Source organism: Williamsoniiplasma lucivorax ATCC 49196, from assembly GCF_000518285.1.
In the GTDB taxonomy this organism is placed as follows: domain Bacteria; phylum Bacillota_I; class Bacilli_A; order Mycoplasmatales; family Mycoplasmataceae; genus Williamsoniiplasma; species Williamsoniiplasma lucivorax.
This window is the reverse complement of sequence record NZ_JADH01000003.1, coordinates 75,336-100,525: the sequence shown is the minus strand read 5'-3', so window position 1 is coordinate 100,525 and position 25,190 is coordinate 75,336. Positions and strand designations below refer to the sequence as shown.

General features: G+C 29.3%; 17 protein-coding genes. 9 read left to right on the top strand and 8 right to left on the bottom strand.

Annotation, left to right across the window (positions count from 1 at the left end):
* The 4 genes from P695_RS0101720 to P695_RS06065 all read right to left on the bottom strand — a co-directional run.
* Positions 1 to 269 (bottom strand): IS256 family transposase (locus tag P695_RS0101720; RefSeq protein ID WP_028126574.1); only part of this gene is annotated, 269 nt, incomplete at its 3' end.
* Between the two features lie 594 nt (positions 270 to 863).
* Positions 864 to 1,589, bottom strand: a complete 726-nt coding sequence (locus P695_RS0101710; RefSeq protein WP_028126572.1) for a hypothetical protein — start codon at positions 1,587 to 1,589, stop codon at positions 864 to 866.
* Between the two features lie 71 nt (positions 1,590 to 1,660).
* Positions 1,661 to 3,115 (bottom strand): MATE family efflux transporter, encoded by a 1,455-nt coding sequence (locus tag P695_RS0101705; protein ID WP_028126571.1) that lies wholly within the window; start codon positions 3,113 to 3,115, stop codon positions 1,661 to 1,663.
* Positions 3,116 to 3,296: 181 nt separating this feature from the next.
* Entirely contained in the window at positions 3,297 to 3,821 is a 525-nt protein-coding gene (locus P695_RS06065; RefSeq protein ID WP_156922730.1) for a hypothetical protein, read from the bottom strand.
* Between the two features lie 559 nt (positions 3,822 to 4,380).
* Here P695_RS06065 and P695_RS0101690 point away from each other — a divergent pair.
* From P695_RS0101690 to P695_RS0101670, 5 genes are all read left to right on the top strand, one after another.
* Positions 4,381 to 6,414: a lipoprotein gene (locus P695_RS0101690; protein ID WP_028126568.1), complete on the top strand. Its 2,034-nt coding sequence runs from the start codon at positions 4,381 to 4,383 to the stop codon at positions 6,412 to 6,414.
* Positions 6,415 to 6,764: 350 nt separating this feature from the next.
* Positions 6,765 to 8,612, top strand: a complete 1,848-nt coding sequence (locus P695_RS0101685) for a hypothetical protein (RefSeq protein WP_028126567.1) — start codon at positions 6,765 to 6,767, stop codon at positions 8,610 to 8,612.
* On the top strand, positions 8,612 to 10,171 hold the full coding sequence (locus P695_RS05845; RefSeq protein WP_051437321.1) for an ATP-binding cassette domain-containing protein: 1,560 nt from the start codon (positions 8,612 to 8,614) through the stop codon (positions 10,169 to 10,171). The genes P695_RS0101685 and P695_RS05845 overlap by 1 nt, the downstream gene beginning before the upstream one ends.
* A 25-nt stretch (positions 10,172 to 10,196) precedes the next feature.
* Positions 10,197 to 12,296 (top strand): lipoprotein, encoded by a 2,100-nt coding sequence (locus P695_RS0101675; protein ID WP_028126566.1) that lies wholly within the window; start codon positions 10,197 to 10,199, stop codon positions 12,294 to 12,296.
* Between the two features lie 329 nt (positions 12,297 to 12,625).
* Positions 12,626 to 14,686 carry a lipoprotein gene (locus tag P695_RS0101670; RefSeq protein WP_028126565.1) on the top strand — a complete coding sequence of 687 codons (2,061 nt, stop codon included), beginning with the start codon at positions 12,626 to 12,628 and terminating at the stop codon, positions 14,684 to 14,686.
* Positions 14,687 to 14,842: 156 nt separating this feature from the next.
* On the opposite strand, the gene P695_RS0101665 is transcribed toward P695_RS0101670, so the two are convergent.
* The 3 genes from P695_RS0101665 to P695_RS0101655 form a co-directional block, all read right to left on the bottom strand.
* Positions 14,843 to 15,166 (bottom strand): hypothetical protein, encoded by a 324-nt coding sequence (locus P695_RS0101665; RefSeq protein WP_028126564.1) that lies wholly within the window; start codon positions 15,164 to 15,166, stop codon positions 14,843 to 14,845.
* Between the two features lie 176 nt (positions 15,167 to 15,342).
* Positions 15,343 to 15,816 carry a hypothetical protein gene (locus P695_RS05345; protein WP_104207556.1) on the bottom strand — a complete coding sequence of 158 codons (474 nt, stop codon included), beginning with the start codon at positions 15,814 to 15,816 and terminating at the stop codon, positions 15,343 to 15,345.
* 69 nt (positions 15,817 to 15,885) lie between these two features.
* Entirely contained in the window at positions 15,886 to 16,455 is a 570-nt protein-coding gene (locus P695_RS0101655; protein ID WP_028126563.1) for a hypothetical protein, read from the bottom strand.
* 218 nt (positions 16,456 to 16,673) lie between these two features.
* On the opposite strand from P695_RS0101655, the gene P695_RS06265 reads away from it, so the two are divergent.
* The 4 genes from P695_RS06265 to pyk all read left to right on the top strand — a co-directional run bounded on the left by P695_RS06265 (position 16,674) and on the right by pyk (position 21,788).
* Positions 16,674 to 18,419, top strand: a complete 1,746-nt coding sequence (locus P695_RS06265; RefSeq protein WP_028126562.1) for a lipoprotein — start codon at positions 16,674 to 16,676, stop codon at positions 18,417 to 18,419.
* Positions 18,356 to 19,177 carry a hypothetical protein gene (locus P695_RS0101645; protein WP_028126561.1) on the top strand — a complete coding sequence of 274 codons (822 nt, stop codon included), beginning with the start codon at positions 18,356 to 18,358 and terminating at the stop codon, positions 19,175 to 19,177. Before P695_RS06265 ends, P695_RS0101645 begins: the two co-directional genes overlap by 64 nt.
* Positions 19,178 to 19,340: 163 nt before the next feature.
* Positions 19,341 to 20,321, top strand: coding sequence for a 6-phosphofructokinase (pfkA, locus tag P695_RS0101640; RefSeq protein ID WP_028126560.1), 981 nt, complete (start codon positions 19,341 to 19,343; stop codon positions 20,319 to 20,321).
* Between the two features lie 30 nt (positions 20,322 to 20,351).
* The gene (gene pyk, locus P695_RS0101635) at positions 20,352 to 21,788 is read left to right on the top strand and encodes a pyruvate kinase (RefSeq protein ID WP_028126559.1); all 1,437 of its coding nucleotides are present in this window, start codon (positions 20,352 to 20,354) and stop codon (positions 21,786 to 21,788) included.
* A gap of 100 nt (positions 21,789 to 21,888) precedes the next feature.
* On the opposite strand, the gene P695_RS06260 is transcribed toward pyk, so the two are convergent.
* Positions 21,889 to 25,011, bottom strand: coding sequence for a BspA family leucine-rich repeat surface protein (locus P695_RS06260; protein WP_051437318.1), 3,123 nt, complete (start codon positions 25,009 to 25,011; stop codon positions 21,889 to 21,891).
* Positions 25,012 to 25,190: the final 179 nt, after the last annotated feature.

Here is a 25,190-nt window from a genome sequence, read left to right as displayed (position 1 = left end):
TCTCTTGGAATGACTAAATCAATTTCACCATTTTCAGTCAAAATTGTTTTGGAACTTGTCCCATTTCGATAGTTATTTTCATCTGTATTTCGGTTATATTTTTCATACCCTAAATAGGCATCCATTTCAGTATTTAAAGCCCTTTCAACAATTCTTTTCGTTAGCTTTTTAAATAGCCCATCTTCATTAAAAATTTTTGAAAAATCTTTTTCATTTTCAAGTATTAGGTCTAGACCTTGTTCGAAAGAATCTTTTGGTTGTTTTTTCATGTGTTATCTCCATTCTTCATTATTAACTTACTACAAAGTTAATCGTGTGTTTTGGAATTTACACAAAATTCTTTACAGACCCGATACAAACAAAAAACAATATAGGTTTACAAATTCCTTTAGTAATACTAATTGTTATACTTGTAATCGTTTTTATCAATCTTAGTTATATTTTACTTAAAACTTTTATTTTAAATAAAAAAGGATATTACATTGCTTCCTTTAGGGTAATTTCTACTTTATTCTTAACAAAATCAATGTATCATGATGTTTTTAATGACATAACAGATAATTTTAAAGATGATTGACTTCCTCCTAGAACAAATGGTAATCCTTTGTTGATAGTGTTTTATTTAAGCGTTCCTATATTTTTGATAGAAGAAGGAAAAGATGCTTCTAAAGATGAATGATATAGTTTTATTAAGTTCATGCTATTTACTATTTGATATTGAGTTTTTTGTTGGATTTCTGGTGTTGTTTTGTTGTTTATAAGATTTATTTGTCATTGAAAATTACGTGTTAATGATCAAAAAATCAAAAAAATTTTAGAGTCAGAATAAAACAATGACATAAAATAATAAAGAAAAAGATGATTTAAAAATCATCTTTTTTACTCACAATTAACATTTTTTGCTTAGTTCTTTTGGCAATTAAATATTTATATTTTAAAAAATATTGTTCTTCACTAATCATGTTATAGATATATTTTTTTGTTCAGGTATTAAAAATTATTTGTCTAATGATTACAAGTGGAAAAATAATGACAATATATACACACAGCGTGCAAATGGCTAACATTAATTCTCAATGTCAACCACTTTTTTTGATGGATAATTGCATAACGAGAAAACTAATTAAAAAAAATCATAAATATAAATTCATTAAAATGTTTTTTAGATTCAAAAATTTCAATGTTTCTAAATTTTTAGTTTTACTAAAATTATCATTATTAATAATTTTTTGAATTTGATCATTGATATTTTTATATTCATAAATAAAAAAGTATAAATAACTTTTTGTTTCACTTAAATAAGTAATATCGTTATGAAAAACACTGTTTTTGATTTTGCATAAAATTACACGTCCAAAAATATTTTGAATGAATGCTAATGTTAAAAATAAAAATAAATTTCAGTATAAATAAATTTTGAAAATTTTCATACTTTCTGGTTTATTTTCAGTAAAAGTAGTTATTGGTACTATTTCAAATAGAAATCCAAAGAAAAATAATAAAATACCAATTGAAATACATAGTATATTAATAGTTCTTTTTGTTATTTCGCCACGAATTTTGTTTGTTCAAAAATCTGAAATTTCCATAAGGTCCTCCATATATACATTTTAACTTTTTATTTGATTTTGAAAAATAGTTAAACAAACAAAAATTAATATTATGAAATTTGCTTTGCATATTTGGTTCATGTGCCTTTGATTCAACGTGTGGAATAAATAATAGAACGCAATAATGGATCAACAACAACCCCAAGATAAATAAGAATTAAACCCATTCCTTCATAAACTTTAAAACCATAAACAATCATCATCGGTAGACCAACCATCCCAATTCCCATTGTGATAATTGAAATAATTAATGGATATCATAAATCCCCGACTGCTCAACAAGCTCTTAATAAAGTCATATTGACAGTATCAACAATTAATTTCAGGGAAATAATCGCCATTAAAGAAAATCCTCAAGGAATAATTTGTTGTGGAGTATGGTTAAACATGAGCAGTAATAAATAAGCAAAACTTAACATAAATGCCCCAAAAAAGATAGAGGCATACATCGCTGTTTTTCAACAACTAATTCCTGCTTGATAAGCTTCATTAATTTTGCCTTCCCCAATTTTTCTCGAAACCATGACGGCTGTCACCGTCCCCATAGCTTGCATGAAAGCAAAAGAAAATTGACTAATCGAATTTATCGAACGATGTAAAACAATTCATGGATTTGAAGTTTCTCCACCTTGTCCAATCACTAAATGGGCAATGGCAGTTCCAGTTGCAAAATTACATAAACTTCAAATCCCCATTTCTAAAGCAATTGGCAAACCAACTTTAAACGTTTCCTTCGCCATTTTAAAATTAATATGACGACCTTTATGGGTTTTGTAATCAATTAGTTTAAGATTCATCACTAACATATAAATTAATTGCACAACCCCAGCAATACATATTGAAAGGGCTGATCAAATCGGATCAAGGTTAAAAGCAAATAAAACTAAAGTGACAAAAATTAAATCCACAATATTACTTGCAATGGCCCCAATTGTGACATGGATATTTTTCTTAATTGCTTGTAATCCCGAAATCCACACTTGTGATAAAGAAAGCACTAATAGCTGAATATTTAATAAACGATAATAACTAATTGTAAAGACTTTCGGGGTTTTTCCGTTAGGTAGTTTTTCATGAAATTGTCCAGCATTCATTAAATCTAAAATTTGACTTGCAAACACTTGGACAAAGATAAAAATAAAACTAGTAATTGCAAAGTTGATGATGATCCCAGTAATAATCACTTTACCAATTTCATTAGTTCTACCTTGACCAATTAAATTACCGCAAACCACTAAACTCCCACTAGCAATTAAAGTCGGAATAAATTGTAAAGTGACATAAGTTAAAACAGCTTTAGAAACTGCATCAGCATATACTCCATTTTGATAATGATTAATGGCAATAATGTTAATTTGGGCAATAATCACATTAAAAGATAATTGAATAAAAATCGGAATTGCCATTTGTAAGATGTCTTTTCAATTATCAATTTTTCAGAAGGGATTTTTAATTCTTGCAAATGGTTTTAATTGTGGATCGGTGTTTTTCTTGATCGGTCTCATATGTTCCTTTTTAAATATATTCTCACACTTTTTTATGAAGATAAAATTTGCTTTCTAATAATCATGTTTTTGTTGCATGTTATTCAACAAAAACATGCAAAATTAAAAAAGTAGGGTGACCTACTTTTAAAATATTTAGCTTTTTAAACTTAATAATTTTTAAATCATAAAGTTTTAAAAATTATGCTTTTTTAGTAGCTGGAATTTCAGTCACATTGTTGATCACTTCTTCAGCTGATTTAATGACATCTTGGAAATTGTGTCATGCTTGTTTTGGTTTGTAATCCGCAGAAATTAATTTAGCTTCTTTAATTTTCTCTTTTAACTCTTTTGTGTCAACATTTGTTTTATGTGCATCTTTAATTGTTAGCATTGCATCATTTAATTGTTGAACAGCTTGATCAACCATGAATTGGAAATCGTTTGACACTAGCGGTGTTGTTTGTTTAGTAGTTGCTTCATTTTTAACGACTAATAACAAGATTCCTCCAATTGCGCATAATATGACAGATAAGCTTACAAATCACCCTCCATAAAGTGCTCCTATAAATATGAAGAATGAAGAAATTGTATAAATCAATATTACTCCACTTCAAACAGTTGCTAAAATACCAAGAGTTTTTTGTCTACTTGTTGATTTATTTTTTAAATCCTTACTTGCGAAAACCAATATTACAATAGGTGTGATGACCATTATTAATGACATAACCATTTCTATAATATTGTTAAGATCTGAATACCAATAACTAAAGCAATTTATTACAGTTATTACAAAGCTTACAGTAAATCCTAAAATAGCGAATACACTACCAACAATTATGGTAATTAAGCCCCCCCTTATACATTCCCTCAAATTTTGTTTTCATTATATATCCCCCTTTTCTAAAAACTTTACCCATTATATAACAAGAGAAAATCAATAGTCAAATCAAATCTTGACCTTGCGATTCACAAAAAGTTGTGTTTGGAACATTTATTTTTGTTTCAGCTTTTATCATTGTTGTATATTTCTGAAAACCTGTTTAATTATCAAAAATTGCTAAAAATTGGGTAAAAATCGTTCTTTTTTGCCTTTTTTGCCCAAAATTGTTTTAAAAAAGAGCAAAATAACCAATTTTTAGGAAAATGCATCACACAAGACAATAATGAAAATTTACTTTTATTCAGTTGGTTGATTGCCTACTTCTTTGTTATGTAAGTTAATAAAAAATGTGTGTTTAAATTAGCATGTGTCAAGAATCACAACAATAGAAGGGGAATTAAAAATGAAAAAACTACTAAGTTTATTAGGAATTATCGGATTAGTGGCAACTAGTACATTAACTGTTGTTGCTTGCAACAAAACAACTAGTGACGAAGAGGATGTTGTAGAAGAAGGAACATCTTCAGCAACTATTGAAAATGTTGTTAGTTATAAAGATGCTTTGCAAAAAGTTTGATTAGATACATACAATGATCAAGAAAGTCAAGCTAGAGTGATTACTAAAATCAACAAAGAAGGGGCCGGGGATCTTACCAATAGCAAATTTTTCAATTTCAAATATTTAATTGACAAATATAAAGTTGAAGAAGGTCAACCTCAAAACCAAGATTTAAGAAATGACAAAGAAGCTAAAGAAAAAATGAAAAATGATTTAAACATCATTTTTCACCACAACACATTTAGTAAATATTTTAAAAACATGATTACGTTAAATCATGATAAATATAAAGACATTGCAATGGGTGGGGAATGAAATGAGACATTTGCTGGTTTTGAAATTGAAGATAAGTTTCAATTATTAGGACAAAAAGTCAAAATTAATGCAAAGTCAACAAGCGAAGAAACAGTAGAATTGCTTTATCAAATTACATTGAATCCAACAATCAAAATGTATTATCGTGATGAAAGTGGTAACAAAGATATTTATAAAACAACTCCATTTGAAATGGCCCTTTTAATTGGAGAAGATGGAAACATTATGCAAATGATTGAAGTTGTGAGAAATGAATTACCAACTAAAGTATTAAATAATCCAAATGATGCTAAATCAACTAATTTCAACTTTAATGCATTAAAAAACACAAATCCTAATTTAAAAAATTATGGTCATCTAGGTCAACCAATTGCTAACTTTTTAAATCAACCAACTGGCTCATTTAAACAAGGTATTAAGGAAATGATTGATCAAATTGTGGCAGATAAAGTTCAAGGTACAACAAGTGAACTTGATGAAAACAATACTATTGATGGAAAAAATATCAATATTGAAGGTGATTGATTAAATACTAAAAAAGATTGAGATGTGCTAAATACTATAAATCAATTTGAAAACAATTCTTTAGCTAATAATTTAATTTTAAAAGATAAATCTTCAAATGGTATGACCGAAGCTACAGCCATGGACCTGATTCAAAAAAGATTGATGAAAGATAAAACTCTTAAAGCTGATGCATACAATGAAGAGTTAACAACATTTTTAAAAAAATATGGAATCAAGGATGGGGAAGCTCTTCAAAACATGCTTCTACAAATTAGTACACATGGAACTTTTGCTTTATCTAATATCAACCTTGTTTTTGGTGGGGCCAATGGTGGTTTAAAATTAAAAATCCCAACAATTAGTATTCCTTGAACATACAAAAATAACGCATCAACTAATTATCAAACCAAAGAAAAACAACTTTTATTAGCTTTATATCAATCAATCTTGTTTATTAATCAACACTTATGAAGTGTAAATCAATCTCCAACAGTTGATAATACATTATTTCAAATAAGTGATGCAGCCAAAGCAGATTATAAAAAAGCTTTTACAATGACAAATAAAATTCAGTGAGATGATGTTAAGGCTAAATTAGATGCTGGGCAATCATTAGCAATGCAAAAAGGATTAAATTTTGAAGTAGGAACTCATACTTCAATGATAGGTAGCCAACTTGATCAAGTAATTAAAAGCTCTCAAGAAATGAAGTTTGAAGCATTCACTAGTTCAATGGAAATTATGAGTAACTCTCAACCGTTAGTGATGAAAAAAACATCAAAGGGAAAAATTGGGTTAGGGATTGCGAAAATAAATGATATTTTCAATCCAACAAATACTTTGATGAATTACAATCTAAAATTTGGTTCAATACAAATTATGCTGAGAGTTCCTTTTAGAGGATTTGGTCAGGAAACAGAACCGGGTGTCCAATGAACTGGTCCAATTACCCAAGAGAATAAAGCTAATTTTTATGGCTCATCTTATGCACATGAGCGTGAATATTATTTAAAACATGCCGTCAAACAAGATTGATTATTATTAGAAATAGCATAAATTTAAACTAAAAAATACAATATTTCATAATAGATCTTAATTTTTAAAACAATTAATGCAGAAACAAGTTTTAAAAATAACAAAAATATTATTTATTGGCTAAACAATAAATTTGCAAATATATTTCAAACTAAACTACGATTAGTTTAGTTTATTTTGCTTATTTATTTAAGGCTAAATTATGCCAAAAAATAATTTTAAAATTCTTTTTGGTGTTTATGACACCAAAATTAAAACAATAATTTAATCAATCAATATCACACAATAATGGTTATGAAGACTGTCTTTAGGTATGGATTGAAAGCATATCAACTGTTTCTGCATCTTCAATTTTGAGAAAGAGGTTTCAAATGAAAACTATAACAGATGCATCAACACATGCATTGCCCAATAAGAAAAAACATAAAAATAGAAAAGTTAATTTATATCACTTAACGAAATATTTCACCAAATTAATTTTGGTCGACAAAGCATTTCTGGCTTTATCGGCTATTTTTGTCGCTTTAACTTGTGTGTTTGCTATTTTAGTTAGCACCAGTGAGCAAAAAATCGTGATGTTAAATTGATATTTTTTAATTAACGTTGTTTTATTATTTGTTTTATTAACAAGATTAGTCACATACTTTTTACATAATAAATTTGCTGATCAAACACTAACAATTATTCTTCAACAAAAAACACCACGCATTTTTGTCTTTACAAGTATTTGATTATCCATATTTTTGATTACAACATTATTACAATGTGCAACTTCAGCATTAATCATTGGGATTAATGTTAATAATCTCCCAGCAGTCAGATATTTATTTATTAATTTAGTTATGCAAGTGGTTTCGATTATTTTTATCATGGCGTTTATTTCCTTGATTACAATGCTTTTAAAACAACAAATTATTTCGATTATTTTATCATTTATCTTACTTTCTATTTTTCTAGCAAGTTTACCCCAACAACTTTTTAATAGTAAAATGGAAACCATCAACATTACTTTAGTTAAAGAAGATAAAAGTGAAATTAGATACAAAGCTTCAGAAATTAATCATGCTTTTGTCTTAAATGAAAATATTAAAAAAGGGCAAATTAAATTTCCTCATTTAAGTAAATATATTAATGATTTTTATGTAAATAATAAATTTACACGTTCTAATTATGATGAAAAAGAAGTGTTACAAAACCGTTTAAAAATGTGAAATGAATTAGGAATTATTAACCCTAACACTGAAACACTTTTAATCGATGGGAAAGATAATATTGACTTAAAAATCAAGTCAGTCAAATTAAAAGAAATGGTTCAAGACGATAAATTTACCAACAAAGATGTCGTAAACGTTTCTTTAACTTTTAAAAATGCTTTTAAAAGTATCAAAGATATTAACCAAGTTTATAAACAAACAACAAATAAAAAGCATAAATTAGTTTTAAAAGACTTAATTGAGTTTTTTGGATATTACAACACCTATTTAAAAACTACCTTGCCTAAAAATGCCACTGTTGAAAAAGTTGAACATGAATTTTGAAAATTAAATTTCCGTGAATTTGGAAAATATTTATCATTACAAATTGGTACAGAAGCAGACTCAAACTCAATTCTAAAAAATGATAAAGCTCAAAAAACAATTGATAACAGTCTTTTTTTACCTTACTTTGTGAATAATTATTATTCACAAAGTAAGAACGATCTTTTATTATTTTATAATGATGTTTTTGATGACCAAGTTTATGCTCAAAATTATATTAATTTGATGAATGCTTTTGAAAAGAAAATGCACACTGAATTATTTATGCGAGTTTTAGAAGAAAACTTTATTAATCAAACTTCTGATTACGTCACAATTACTAATGCAGCAATTGTAAATGATCAAAATTATCGTGATTATGTCAATTATGTTGATAACCACCAATTATTAACTACTTTGTTATTCCCGGCAAGCATCAATAGTTTTTTTGAAGAAAAAGCTGGTAAAGAATGAAATAAATATTGATTTGCTTTGAACACGCGTTCAACCATTGATTTTACTAATCAAGATAATTTCTTTTTTACCAAAATGAAATTTAAATTTGCAAATAATCCCAAAACAAAAAAACTAACACAAGTTATCAAACCAAACATGAATATTTACATCTACATTCAAGTGGGATTTTTCTTAATCGCCATGTTTGGTAGTGCTTATATCTTCGTGAGAAAGGATTTAAAATAATGAAAAAATCAAATTTAAATGAAACAAACAACAACCATTATAACTTTGTTTCTTTTCAAAACTTTTCCAAACGATTCAATGCTTTAGAACTAATTGGACCTTTAAATTTTGGGATTGCTAAAAACAAAGTCACCCTGATTGTTGGACGAAGTGGTTCAGGAAAATCAGTCATCTTGAATTCAATTATGGGAACATTCAAAAGTTATAAAGGTGAGATTGTCATTAATGGAATTAGACGCAAATCACGTCAAGGTTACCAGGTTAATGATGAAATGGGTTATTATACGCAAATGGACTTTTTAAGTTATGATGTTAAATTAATTACTTATTTAAATGAAATCTCACAAGTTTTAGGTTTATCACAAAAATTTGCCCAAAAGCAAATTGAAGAGCTTTTGCAAATGTTTGAATTACATACCTTTAAAAACAAAAAAATCAAAGATTTTTCTTGAGGAATGAAAAACCGCCTAAACTTAATTATTAGTTTATTGAAAGATCCAAATTTAATTATTTGAGATGAACCTGGAGCGAATTTAGATTCTGTTTGACAAGCTAAAATTAAAAATACTTTAATCAATTATAAAACCCAAGGGCGTACTATTTTGTTAGTTGTCCATAACATTGATAATTGAATTGATATTGCTGATGAACTAATTTTAGTGGACAAAGGTCAAATTTTATATAATTCAAAAATTAAAAATATTGATTTATATTTTAAGAATAAATTATTATTTATTTCTGATATTGCGACCCATCCAGCTTATCAACAATTTAAAACTAATTTAACAAAGCATGGTTTTGTTATTTTCGAAGAAAACTTAGCTAACAAAAGCATGGTGGTAGGGGTTTTAGAAAAAGATAAAGATAATATTAATCTTTTGGTTTCTTGATTAGTGCAATTTAATCTGCTTTTAAAAGAAATTGTCAGTTTACCAATGAATCATGAAGCAATTTATAATTCCTTACTATATTCCAACCAAATTAAGGAACTCTCATTTTATTTTAAAAATATGCGCTTAAAAAATTTTGGCAAACTTGCAACTGTTTTAAAAAAATATATTAAGCGCAAAAATAAAGAAATTAAAAAACTACGCACTAATTCTAAAAAAGTTATTGAAGTGGCCAACCCTGCTAGTCAAATTGAACAATTAGAAAAAAATATTGAACAGACTAGCAAAATTTTAGGTGAAATAAAAAATCACACCATTGATCAAGAATGATTTGACTTTATGATGAAATTTCTGAAAATTTACTTTTTGGAAAAAGGCTTTTTTAATCAACAAGAACAAAAAATGTTTGAAGACTTGATTAAATTCAAATTATCAACACCATTCTTAATTGGGATGGAAGAAGTGTTATTACATTTGGCGATCAATGCTTGTTTGCATAGCGACAAAAAAGAAAATGATAAAAAAGAATTTATCAAAATTGCCGACCTATTTGCTACTAGTTCATATAAGGAATGACCAAAGCAATATAAAGTGAACAAAAAAATTAATACTACTCTCACTAAAGAGCATGAGGGGATTAGTGAAAAAGGTAGCAAGTTATTTTGATAATAACAAAAAATATTAAGGAGAAATTATGAAAAAATTATTAAGTTTTTTAGGAATTATTGGATTAGTTGCAACTAGTACATTAACTGTTGTTGCTTGTGGCAATGAACGTGATTATACAAAAGACAATGAAGGCGAAGAAACGGGCGAAGGCCCTGGAGAAGGTGAAGGGTCTGGAGAAGGCACAGGCGAAGGCGGAGAAAGCGGAAACGGAAATGAGAACACAGAATCAGCAATTGAAAAAGTGGCCAAATATAAAGATTTATTAGATAAAGTCTGAATCGATACATTCGAAGACGAACTTAGTCAATCAAAAATAATGACAAAAATTGAGAAAGACTTATCTGGAGATCTGGAAGGGACAAAAATCTTTAATTTTGGGTATTTAACTAAAAATTATCCAATTCCAACAGAACAAGGTTCGATCAAAATTGATTTTTCACATAATGATCAGGCTAAACAAAAGATGAAAAATGATTTGCAAATCATTTTTCATGATGAGACATTTTCTGGATACTTTACAGAAATGATCAAAAAGAACTATGATAAATATCGAGACATTGCCATTGGAATGGCTTGAAAAGATACTTATGGTGGTTTTGAAATTGGTAATGAATTTAACTTAGTTGGTCAATATATTACCCCCAAACCGAATGCAACAAAAGAACTGATTTATACACTTTCTTTATCACCAATTCTAAAAATGTATTATCGTGATGAAAGTGGCAACAAAGATATTTATAAAACAACTCCATTTGAGATCAATCTTTTAATTGGTGAAAATGGGAATGTGATGCAAATGGTTGATGCTGTCAAAGACAAATTGCCAAGCCAATTATTAAATAATAACCAAGAACCTGGAGCAACCCAATTTGAATATAATGATTTTAAAAATTCAACTAAGTATGTCAAGAATTATGGAAATGTAAAAAAACCAATTGTTAATTTTGTCAATGATAGTAAACAAAGTATTTTTAAAAACAATCTTGTTAAAACAATTGATGAAATTCTTAAAGCACAAGTCGAGACAGGTGTTAATGTTGAAATTGATCCAGGTGATCTTATTAATCAAAAAAATGTCAGTGTTTCTGGTGATTGATTGAAGACTGAAGAAGATTGAAGTCAAACTAAAAGTTTAACTCATTTTCAAAATAACTCTTTAGTGAACAATCTAATTTTAAAAAATAAAAATGATCCAGGAATGAATGAAGAAACTGCCATCAGGCTAATTGAATCAAGACTATTTACAAGTAGAGTAATTAAATCTGAAACATATGATGAGAAATTAAATAAATTTTTAAATAAATACATTCAAGACAAAAAAGTTAAAAAACAAATTGTGCATGAAGTTCATGCACATGGAAATTTTAAATTATCTAATCTGCAAATTGTTTTTAATACTCAAAATAACAATGTCAAACTTAAGATTCCAACGATTATTGTTCCATGAACATATAAAAATAATGAATCATCGCAGTTAAAATCAAAAAAAGAAGAATTTTTGTCTGCGCTATATCAATCAATTTTATTTGCCAATCAACATTTATGAAATGTTAATAAAAACCCCGTTGTTTTTCAAACAATGTTTAATATGGATTGACAAGCAAAAACGGATTATCAAAAAGCTTTACAAAAAGCAACAAACACCTCATGAGAAGATATTACAAATAAATTAAATAATGGGGGGAAAATAGCAATCAATCAAGGGATGCATTTTCAAGTTGGAACAGGAGCTAGTGGAAATAGTGAGATGAATGGAAGTGCAATTGGTGATTTAATGACAACTTCAACTGCCATGAAATTTGAATCCTTTACTAGTTCTATTAAAGTTGGAACTGATCGTGATTTAGTTGTTAAGAAAGGATCGAATGGCAAATTTGGTGTTGGTCTTAACGGGGGAGATAATTTTCAATGAGCTAAGTTAGATTACAATCTGAGCTTTGGTGATATTCAAATTAAAGCAAGGTTTCCATGATTTAACCCTAATTACAATGGTCCTGAGACAACAGGTGAAATTATCGAGGAACTAAATGACGGTTTTTATGGAAGATGACCCCTAGATAAAGATTGAGGTTATTTCAGAGACGCCACACATAAACCAGATTGATTATTATTTGAATTAAATTAAAAAACTCAAATTAGGCATTTTAATAATAAAAAATCTTTATAGTTTTGTATAAATTCATTGTTATTCATTATGCAATTATCCCACAAGGTGTTGATCAATTTTTGTATAATCAATAATCTGTTTTTAGATTAAATATCTTGTATTTGAGACAAGATATTTTTCATTTTCTTTAAAAATTTGCAGAGCTAAATGCAAATGGATAATAGACTAGAACAATTAAAAATGCGTTGTAATTAAGCAAGCAAATAACCTACTCCTTTGTTAGATTAGCTTACTAAAAAAGTGTGTTAAATTAACAAGTATAAAAACAAAAATAAGAAAAGGAAAAAATGAAAAAATTATTAAGTTTATTAGCAGCTGCCGGATTAGTTTCTGGAAGTGCATTAACTGTTGTTTCTTGCAATAGCAACAATGATTATGTCAATGATGGTGAAGGTGAAGGCGAGGGTGAGGGTGGAGGCTCAACTCCCAAACCACCAACATCGAATCAAAATGTGCAAGGGTATAAAAATTTACTTGAGAAAGTTTGGTTAGATACATATGAAGATGAACTTAGTCAAAGTAAAATTACCAATACAATTGATAAAGAAGGAAATGGGGATTATGATGGAACACAAATTTTTAACTTCAAATATTTAATGAACAATCATGCAATTCCTGAAGGTCAAAGAGAGATTAAAGTCGATTTATTAGAAGATCAAGCAGCTCTTAATAAGATGAAAAATGATTTGGCAATCATTTTTCACGAGCATACATTTACAAAATATTTTAAAGAAATGATTAAGTTAAATTATGACAAATATAAAGATATTACAATGGGGACGGATTGAAACAACACTTATGGTGGTTTTGAAATCAAAGATAAATTTGAATTAACTGGGCAAAGAATTCTTCCTGATAATGGAAATGATGAAGAAATAATTTATACATTGTCAATCACGCCAGTCTTGAAAATGTTTTATCGCGATGAAAGTGGCAAAACTGATACACATACAACAGCACCATTTGAAATTCATCTTTTAATTGGTGAAGATGGTAATGTGATGGGAGTGATTAATGAAATCAAGCAAGAAATGCCAAATCATTTCTTGCATAATGGTGCAGAAAATGGTTCCACAGCACTTAACTTTTTAGATTTAAAGAAAACTTCACCTGATTTAAAAAATTATGGAAAATTAACCCGACCAATTGCTAATTTTGTTAATCAAAAAAATGGAACTTTTCAAAAAAACCTCAATGAAACTATTAATAGCATTATCAAAGACAAAATTCCTAATGCCACTGGTGAAATTGATGCCCGACAAACCATTAATGAAGAAGATGTTATGATCACAAAAGATTGATTAAACACTGATAATGGCTGAGATCAATTAAAAATCCTGAGTGACTTTCAAAACAACTCTTTAGTAAATAACCTAATTTTAAAAAATAAAAATGAACCTGGAATGAATGGAGCGATAGCTGCTAATCTTATTGAAACTAGAATGTTTAGCAATGGAAAGATTGAATCTCGAAGTTATGACAATGAATTAGAAAGATTTTTAAAGAAATATGATACTCCTGATTATTTATTGTACAATTTTATTCAACAAGTACATGCATTTGGAACAATGAGATTGTCAAATATTAAGATTGTTTTTGGAGGAGCAAATAATGATTTAAAATTAAAAATCCCAACAATTATTGCGCCATGAACATATGCCAATAATGAATCAAAAACTTGTACCAACAAAAAAGATCAACTGCTATCTGCTTTATACCATTCAATTATTTATGTGAATGAATATTTATGAAGCGTGAATAAAGGTCATCAGATGGAAACAGCCTTCTTAAGTATTGATCAAGCAGCAAAAACAGATTACATTAAAGCTTATGCCAAAGCAACAAAAACACCATGAGATGTCATTAAAAAAAAGTTAGCAACTGGAGCTGAAATAGTATTAGAACCAGGGACTTATTTTGAAGTGGGAACTGGAACTAATGGTCATGAAGACCTGATTGGTAGTCAAATTGATGAAGTGATGAAAGATGCTAGTGACATGAAATTTGAAGCATTTACTAGTTCAGTCAAAATTGACACTCCAAATAAATTAGTGCTTAAAAAAACAACAAGTGGCAAAATTGGTGTTGCCTTTAAAAGCGTAATAAATGTTTACCAAAAGACAATGATGGATTACAAATTAACTTTTGGGAATATAAAAATACAAGCCAAACTTCCATGATATGATCCTTATGCACCAGGTCTTAAAGATCAATTGACTGGAGCTATCTGGGAGTCTAATAACAGTGATTTTTATCCCCCACATGATGGTCATGATAAAGAAGGGTGATATTTCAGTAAAAACCACATTGATAAAAATTGATTATTATTTGAATTAGATAAAATTTAAAAATAAGCAAACCCTATTTTCCAAACTAAATTTTGCTTAGCTTAATTTAAGTAAAATTCAAGTGAAAATATTATACTAAAATGATGTTAAAAAGAAATGAGTTATTAATCACTTGGAAAAGTGTTGAATTCATTTCTTTTTTATATAGAAAGTTTTTTATTCCATTCTTCAATTAGGAACATGTTGATCTAACTTAGACTCTAATTTACTGATATAAACTCTTAATTCAGCGTTTTCTGCTCGCAATTGAGCATTTTCCGCTCGTAATTGAGCATTTTCCGCTCGTAATTGTTTATTTTCCTCAATTAAATGTCCAACCATAAGTTTTAATTCAACAACTTCATTTTGTAAGTCTTTGATTAGTCGGTCTTTTTTTGAGATTTTTTTTGGTCCTTTTGGCCCAATTGGTAATATTCCTTTACTTGGAACTATCAACATATTTTTGATCACTTGCACTTCTTTACTCCCTTGTTCAATCAAAGCTCTTAATTGTTAACTTCTTGCTTTGTGTATTTAATTTTACCATCATTTACATCAGCACTTAGACTTAGTGCTGATGGTTTGGGTTTACCAATAAAACTCAACAAAAAATGCTAATCATTATTGAATTCACAATCAATAATGATGTTAAGCATCCTTTATGAATATTCCGTTTTTTATTCCATTCTTCAATTAGGAACATGTTGATCTAACTTAGACTCCAATTTGCCAATATAAACTCTTAACTCAGCATTTTCCGCTCGCAATTGAGCATTTTCTGCTCTTAATTCAGCGATTTCTGCTCTTAACTCGGCGTTTTCTGCTCTTAACTCGGCGTTTTCTGCTCGTAATTGTTTATTTTCCTCAATTAAGTGTCCAACCATAAGTTTTAATTCAGCCACTTCATTTTGTAAGTCTTTGATTAGTCGGTCTTTTTTTGAGATTTTCTTTGGTCCTTTTGGTCCAATTGGCAATGCCCCTTTGTTTGGAACTAGCAACATATTTTTGATAACTTGCACTTCTTTACTCCCTTGTTCAATCAAAGCTCTTAATTGCTTAACTTCTTGCTTTGTATATTTAATTTTATCATCATTTACATCAGCACTTAGAATGGGCGCTGATGGTTCGGGTTGGCCGACAAAACCCAACAAAAAATGCTAATCATTATTGAATTCACAATCAACAATGATGTTAAGCATCCTTTATGAATATTTCGTTTTTTATTCCATTCTTCAATTAGGAACATGTTGATCTAACTTAGACTCTAATTTACCAATATAAACTCTTAATTCAGCATTTTCTGCTCTTAATTCAGCATTTTCTGCTCTTAATTCAGCGATTTCTGCTCGTAATTGAGCATTTTCTGCTCTTAATTCAGCATTTTCCGCTCTTAATTGTTTATTTTCCTCGATTAAGTGTCCAACCATAAGTTTTAATTCAGCAACTTCATTTTGTAAGTCTTTGATTAGTTGGTCTTTTTTTGAGATTTTCTTTGGTCCAATTGGTCCAATTGGTAATGCCACTTTGTTTGGAACTAGCAACATATTTTTGATAACTTGCACTTCTTTACTCCCTTGTTCAATCAAAGCTCTTAATTGTTTAACTTCTTGCTTTGTGTATTTAATTTTACCATCATTTACATCAGCACTTATCCTAAATGCTAATGATTTAATTTGATCAAAGTTTGAAGCTGCAATTTTGTGAGCATAATCAACTTGCAATTTGTATTCAATAGAATTTTTTTCATCATAGTTGATAGTCTTTGTTTCTAGTTTATTATTTGATGTCATTTTTAAAACCCTCCACTATAGATTAGAAAAAAGTTGGTGAAATTTTTCATTTTTTTAAATTTCTCACCTGATTTGTGGCAAATTAGGTGAAAAATAGTAAAAAAACATAGTTTTATACCTAAAATCAGCATTTTTAGGTTGCTTAAAAATTGTTATTTAATAGGAAAAAATGTAGAATTAGAACATTGTTTGTAAACAAATAGAGAGACTTTTTAAAAATGAAAAAATTATTAACATTATTAGGTACCATTGCCATGGTAGCTAGCGCGAGTGCGACTGTTGTTGCTTGTGGAACTGACACCTCAACACAGATAGAACCAGAACAAATACCTGATCAAGAAACACTTCTAGGTGAAAGTCAAAATCTTTTGAATCAAAATGATGATGCTTTAGCAAAATTTGAAAATCTAGAAAAAACAAAAGAAAAGGCTAAGGTAGTGATTGACAAGCAACATTCCACACCTGCAGAGATTGAAAGTGCTGCAAATGAATTAGAAAATGCAATTAAAGATTTTGATAACACTAATGAATCATTAAGAGAAACTTTTAAAAACATGAAAGCCACTTCAACTATTTTGTTTGCAAAAAATAGTGCAATTGAAAAATTAAGAAAATTATTTAATCAAGCAGAAACAACTGTCACAGAAAATAAAACATATTTTGAAGATTATAAAGTTTTAAAAGCGCAGATTGAAGAAACTAATAAGTTCATTGAACAAAATGCTGGCAATCAACAAGCCATTGATCAAAAACTAAAAGAATTAGATGATGCAATGAATACTTTTCAAACAAAAGGAGCTAATGAATTAAAAGAGTTACAAGAATTAATTATTGAAGCAAATGCAGCTGATATGACTAATCCGCATGCTGTTGGAGCTATAACAACATTTCAAAATACAATTGCTAAGATTAAAGAATTTGTCGATTCAAAACCAACCAACCCAGAAAAAATCAAAATTAAAACTAAACAATTAAAACAAGCTATTGAACAGTTTTATCGTGATAATTTACAAGGAAGTAAAGATAAGTTAAATAAAAGTCTTGCTCAAGCTAACAAAGTTCTTTTCGAACTAGGTGCTTCTAATGAAACTCGTATGAAGTTAGAACAATTAATGTCTAAAGTTCCCCTACAACAAAATACAGATGATATAAAAGAAATTAATAAAATGATTGCTAACCTAGAGTCAGCAATCAATGATGTTGATATTTCTATTAAAATGTTATCTGAATTAAAAAATATGATTTTAATTGCAAAACGAAGCGTTGATAATCCTCATGCATCTTATGATAGTTACATACAATTGCAAAACACCATTGGTGAAGCTGAAAAGATTGTAAAGAATTCTGCAAATAATGGAGAAGCTGTTAACGATATTCATGCTAAATTAAAACTAGCAATAGATGAATTTCATCTTGTTAGTTTACAAGGAAGCTTATTTGTTCTAAAAGCAAGTTTTGAAAAAGCACAAAAAACTCTTCAAAAACCAGGGGCATCACGTGAAGATTATATTAACTTAAAACAAGTAATTAAAGAAGCACAAAAGTTTATTGCTGATGAACCAATAAATGTTGATGAAATTAATGCAATGATTACTAAAATTATGCGTGCAACTAGTGAATTTAATTTATCTGGAACAGTGAAAATTGTCAGTGAATTGAAAGAAATGATTTTAGTTGCAAGAGAACTTGCAAAAGAACCATTCATGCCTCATGAAATATATATTAAATTACAAGATGTAATTTATAATGCTCAGCAAGTTGTTGATAACAACTTTGATGATGAGCAAATGGTTGTAATGGCACTTGATCAATTAGAATCAAAAATTGATGAAATTAATAGACTTATGTTAGATGAAACATTAGATGTTTTAACCATCAGTTTAAAAAAGCGCAAGATGCTTTGAAACAACAAGGTGCTTCAAATGAAGCTTACACTAACTTATCAACAATCATTGAAGAAGTAGAAATTTTCATCAATGAAGAACCAGTGGATTTTGCTGAAGTTAATACAATGATCACAAAAATCATGAAAGCAACTAGTGAGTTTAATCAATCTGGAACAGTGAAAATTGTCAGTGAATTGAAAGAAATGATTTTAGTTGCAAGAGAACTTGCAAAAGAACCATTCATGCCTCATGAAATATATATTAAATTACAAGATGTAATTTATAATGCTCAGCAAGTTGTTGATAACAACTCTGATAATAAACAAATGGTTGTAAGAGCGCTTGATCAATTAGAATCAAAAATCGATGAAATTAATAAATTTATGTTAGATGAAACATTATATGTTTTAAACACTGGTTTACAAAATGCACAAGATGCTTTAAAACAACAAGGTGCTTCAAATGAAGCTCGCACTAACTTAGTAAAAGTCATTGAAGAAGTAGAAATTTTCATCAATGAAGAACCAGTGGATTTTGCTGAAGTTAATACAATGATCACAAAAATCATGAAAGCAACTAGTGAGTTTAATCAATCTGGAACAGTTAAAATTTTAGCTAAATTAGATCAGATGATCTCACAAGCCGTAATGTTAATTAAAGCTGGTGAATCAACAATCGATCAACCAACTCTTGAAGCTTTTAAAGCAATAGTTATAAAAGCTCAAGCAGTAGTTAAAAACCACTTGACAGATGCAAAGATACTTCAAGAGATGTTTGATGAATTAGAGGATGCAATGTATGCTTTCCCTGATTCAACTTTCGAAGAAGAAAACTAATTATAATTACAATTTAAACTCTTGTTTTTCACCACAAAAACAAGAGTTTTTTTCTTGAAAAAATTTCTTATTTTCGCTAATTTTCTTGGAGTATTTTATTTTATTTTTCATAAATAGTTAATAGAATATATAATTATATAAGTGAAAATGGAAAGAGGTACCTATGATTAAAAAAATTGGGGTATTAACTTCTGGTGGTGATGCACCAGGAATGAACGCTGCTGTTTCATCTGTAATTCGCTATGCTTCATCGAATAATATTGAAGTGTTTGTCGTTAGAGATGGTTATAAAGGTTTAATTCATGACTGAATTGAAAAAGCAGATCTTAATTATGCCCAAAGTATTTTAACACGTGGTGGAACTGCGATTGGCTCAGCACGTTTACCAGAATTTGCTGATCAAAAGATTAGAGAAAAAGGTGTAGCCAATTTACAAAAACATGGCATTGAAGCTTTGGTTGTAATTGGAGGAGATGGAAGTTATATGGGGGCCCAACGCTTAACTGAAATGGGGATTAACTGTATTGGACTACCAGGAACAATTGACAATGATATTGTTTCTTCAGATTACACCATTGGTTTTGATACAGCTTTAAATACAGTGGTTGAAGCGATTGATAAAATTCGCGATTCGATGCAATCACATAATCGTGCAGCTGTTGTTGAAGTAATGGGAAACCATTGTGGAGATTTAGCACTATATGCTGCAACAGCGACCGGAGCTGAAGTTCTTTCAACAACAGAAGCAAAATTAAGCGAACAAGAAATTGTTGAGCAAGTGACAACACTTGCTCAAAAAAAGAAACGTAGTGTGATTGTCGTGGTTTCAGAAAAAATGTATCCCGATGTCCATGCTTTAGCTGAAAAAATTGAGGCTGGTTCTGGGTACATTACCAGAGCCACAGTGCTTGGGCATATTCAACGTGGTGGGACACCAAGTGCAATGGATCGTTACTTAGCAATTACGAGTGGAATGTTTGCTGTTGACCAATTAATTGCTGGACATGGTGGTTTATGTGTTGGGTTAGATGGGACAACCTTAGTCGCTCATGATATTAACCAAGCATTAAGCATGCCAAAACAAGATAAAATAAAAGAAATTAACAAAATTCGTTCATTAAATGCAGAATTTATTAAACAATAAAAATGTTAATATAAAAATTAGGAGAACAAAATGAATAAAAAAGATTTAGACGCAAGATTAAAAAGAACGAAAGTTATTACTACTATTGGTCCCCCAACCAATGAACCAAAAGACTTAGAAGAATTATATATGAATGGAATGACAACCATTCGTTTAAACTTCTCGCATGGTGACCATGAAGAACAAGGGTACAGAATTGCAGGAGCAAAACAAATTAGAGAAAAATTAGGAAAACCAATTTCAATCTTATTAGATACCAAAGGACCTGAAATTCGTGTTGGTAAATTTAAAGATGGTATCCAACAATTCACTAAAGGTCAAAAAATTACTATTTTAACTGATACTGATTCATTCTTAAATAGAGAATGTGGTCAAGGTGAAATGACTGTTGCTTATGATATGAGCAAAGACTTAAAACCAGGTAACTTAATTCTAATTGAAGATGGAAAATTAGAATTAATTGTTGATGCTGTAAAATCAGGAGTGATTGAAGCTACTGCTTTCAATACTCATAAAGTAAAAAATAACAAACGTGTTAATTTACCAGGAGTAGAATTCTCAATGGAATTCATGAGTGAAAAAGACCGTAATGATATTATTTTTGGAGCACAAGAAGGTGTTGACTATATTGCCGCTTCATTTGTGAACACTGCAAAAAACGTCCACCAAATTCGTGAAATTTTAGCTGCTCATGGTGGAAGTGATGTTCAAATCATTTCTAAAATTGAATCACAAACCGGAATTGATAACATTGATGAAATTATTGAAGCATCAGATGGAATCATGATCGCTCGTGGTGACTTAGGATTAGAAATTCCATATTACGATGTGCCATATTGAGAAAAAATTATTATCCGTAAATGTCGTGAAGTTGGAAAAATTGTTATTGTTGCGACACAAATGTTAGAGTCAATGACAGATAACCCGAACCCAACTCGTGCGGAAGTAACTGATGTTTATTATGCAACTGAATTAGGAGCAGACTCAACAATGTTATCAGGAGAATCAGCTGCTGGAACTTTCCCATTTATTACTACTAATACAATGTCAACAATTAACAAACGTGCTGAAATTGAATTTTACAATAAAGGATATTACCAAAAACAACTAGACGAAGCCAAAGCAACATCAAGTGGACCTCGTGCTGAAATTGCTAGTTTATTAGCTGATAAAACACGTAATGGAGAATATAACTTTGCTATTGTTTTATCAAGAACTGGGGCATTGCTAAAAGCTATTTCTAAATTCCGTCCTAACACAGCAATTTTAGGGGTTTCTGAATCTGAAAGACTATGAACTGCTTTTGGAATTTGACACTCAATCTTCATGAACAAAACTAAAGACTTAGATTCTTTAGAAACAAATCTTGATGAACTATCAGAAATTGCCAAATTATGAGGAGCTAAAACTGGTGAAAAAGTTTTAGTTGTGCGTAACAAAGGCATTTCTGAAATCATTGTTAAATAAGATTGCTAGAAAACTTCTTGATCAATTTAATTTAAAAACCAACTTGGAGAACAGCTTTTCTCATCAAGTTGGTTTTTCATTATGTAATTTATTTTTTTCTTTAATTTTTGAATTTTGGAGGTATGTGTTCTGGTGTTAAAGCAGAACCTTCTGAAAATTTTTTCCAATTTTCAACTAAGTCAACTGATCATCCAGATATATTTTTGTTAAAATTTAAAGCACCATTAAACATCATTTCCATTGTAGTTACTTTTGAGGTGCTTCAACTTGATATATCCTGATTAAATTCATAAGCATTACCAAACATGTATGACATATCAGTTACCAGAGAAGTATTTCAATTATTGCCATTAGTTTTTAAGTCTTGATTAAACTTTCACGCATCATAAAACATAGAACCCATATCAGTTATAGCAGAAGTATTTCATTTTGAAATATCCCCAATAAATTCTCGTGCATTTTTAAACATTGAATTCATATTTGTTACATTTGAAGTATTTCACGATGAAATGCCATATTTAAATACTAATGCATTCTCAAACATATGGCTCATATCTTTAACTTTTGAAGTATTTCAATGTGATTGGTTTGATTCCAATTCTTGGTCAAATTTATTCGTCCCTTCAAACATGTAACTCATATTAGTCACACTTGATGTATCAAAAAGAAGTGCTTTGTTAAAGGCGGTCGCCCCACTAAACATTCCGCTCATGTCTTCAACTTTTGAAGTGTCTCATTTTTGTATAAAAGAATCAAAACTAGTCGCCCCTTTAAACATGTTAGCCATAGTTGTTACATTTCCGGTGTTTCACCCAGTTAAAGTTTTATTAAATCTAATAGCACCTTCAAACATCCTATTCATGTTTTTCACTTCTTCAGTATTTCAATCTTTAATATCTTGGTCAAATTTAGTCGCCCCTTTAAACATTCCACTCATATTTGTCACATTGGAAGTATCTCAATAATCTTTATCTTTATTAGCATTTATATTTTTATTAAAGGAAACTGCATCTTTAAACATTTCAGTCATTCCTTCAACATTTCAAGTATTCCAATTTGAAATATCACCATTAAATTGAGTCGCCCCACTAAACATTTCATACATATATGTTACTTGTGAAGTATCCCAAATTTCACCATTGGTTTTTAAGTTTCGATTAAATGAAGTCGCCCCTTTAAACATTGCTCACATGTCTGTAACTTGTGAAGTATTTCACTGAGAAATATCACCATTAAATGAAGACGCTCCTTTGAACATGCTATACATAGTAGTCACATTTGATGTATCCCAATTCAAGTCTTGTTTGAAAGATGTTGCTTCTTCAAACATGTTACTCATATCAGTTACATTACTAGTTTTTCAATTTGAAATATTTCCATCAAATTTAGAAGCATAAGAAAACATCATATTCATATCTTCTACGCTTTCGGTCTTTCAATTAGAAAGATCTTGATTAAATTCTTGACTAGTATGAAACATTCAGCTCATATCTTTGACATTGGCAGTATTTCAATTTAGTGGTTGATTAAAATTAAGTGCATTATAAAATGTATAACTCATATTAGTTACTGCTGAAGTATCTCAATTAGATACATTAGGATCATTAAATTTTCGGGCTCTATAAAACAAGTTTTCCAGACTAGTTATTTGTGGATCGATTTTATCGGGAACTTTTTCAATAGTCGAAGGCATTTGGTGTGCTTGACCATTAATATCTCATCCAATTTTAGTAACAACTTTAGTTCCTTCTGGGATAATTCCTAAAACACTTTCCTGTTCTTTTCCATCTTTATCTAAATATTTTGATTGATTCAATTCCATTCATTCATGAGTTATTTGAATAGTTCCTTTGTAAGGATAATTGTTATGAATGGTTCCATGCCCAGTAAATAATCATGCATTTGCATGATGTATTCCACTTTTTTCAGAAGGCATGACTGTCATTCCTTCATATTCATTCCCAAAACTATCAATTTTTGCTTGTAATTCCTCTTGTGTTCAACCTATATTTGCATGTGCATCATCATTTACGACGTTATACAACTCATCTTCAATTTCTTCAACATCAATACTTGAATCAATTTTTTCATTTCAGGTGTGTGTTAAAACAGTTTCGCCAGTGTACATGTATTTGTTATTAATGTTCCCCTTACCAATAAACTTATATTTATCATTATGAACTTTAATGTCAGAAGCACGAGTAGAAGGTTGTTTTTCAACAATGATTCCACCATCTACCTCGATGTGTTTATTGATAATTTCTTCCATTAATCCTTTTGCATCTCAAGCTGTATCAGGTCTTGCATCTAAAATTGCTTGTAATTGTGTCTTAACTGTTTCATTTTCGTTAATAGCTTCGGTTGTATCTGTTTTTTTAGTTCATTTGTGTTCAATATCGACAAAACCATTGTATTTAAAATTGTTTTCGATATTTCCCATCCCAATAAATTTAAAAGATTGTGATTGGGGTTCATCATTTCAAGAGCGATTGTTGCTTGTTATTGTTTCGACTCTAATTGCTCCTTCTTCATATTTAGTTGCAATTTCTTTTTCTAACTCTTCTTTAGTTCAAGACGCAAATTTTCGTTGCGCTAAAACAACTTCCAAAGCAGATTTGATATTTGAGATATCAATAGAAATATCTTGGGTAAAATTATGAGTGAGTATAATTTTGTTTGTATAGTGTACTCCATCACCCATAAAAACCCATTTTTTAAAACCGGAACCTCACGCTCTCGGAGAGATTAAAGGTTCGACTTTTATGCCTTCATATTTCTCTCTAACAGCTTTTTCTAATTTCTCTTTATCTCATGTGTCTATTTTCTGGGTGTTTAAAATAATTTGTAAATCACTTTGAATATCAAAAATAGATTGAATTTCATTTTGTATTCAATGATGTTCTAATTCAATACTTCCATGATATTGATAATTTATTGCTTTGCTTTCATCTACTGTAAATCTTCAATGATTAATTTTCTTATTTTGTGTTTTTTTTGCAGCGTTAGTTACGACAATGCCGTAATCTGGGTATGTATTAAAAATCTCACCTTGTAATTCAGGTTGTGTTCAAGTTTCATATGGCTTTGTATCTAAAATATTTTGTAATTCACTCTTTAGGGATAAAATGTCGTGCAATTGTGTGCCTTTGGTGCAAGCAACAACTGTTGCAGCAGTCGCAGCAACCATCCCAACACTACCAAGTAATGTTAACAATTTTTTCATAATTTAAATTAATTCCTTCAGATTCTTAATGAATCTATAAATAATATATAATTATTTAGTATTTTTTTCAATTATTTGCAAGTTCTTAGAAACTCTTCCATTTCTTTTTTTAATTGGAAACCTCACAATTTTTACCTTGAATCAGGAAATTTTTACCTGCTTGATAAAAATTTTCAAAA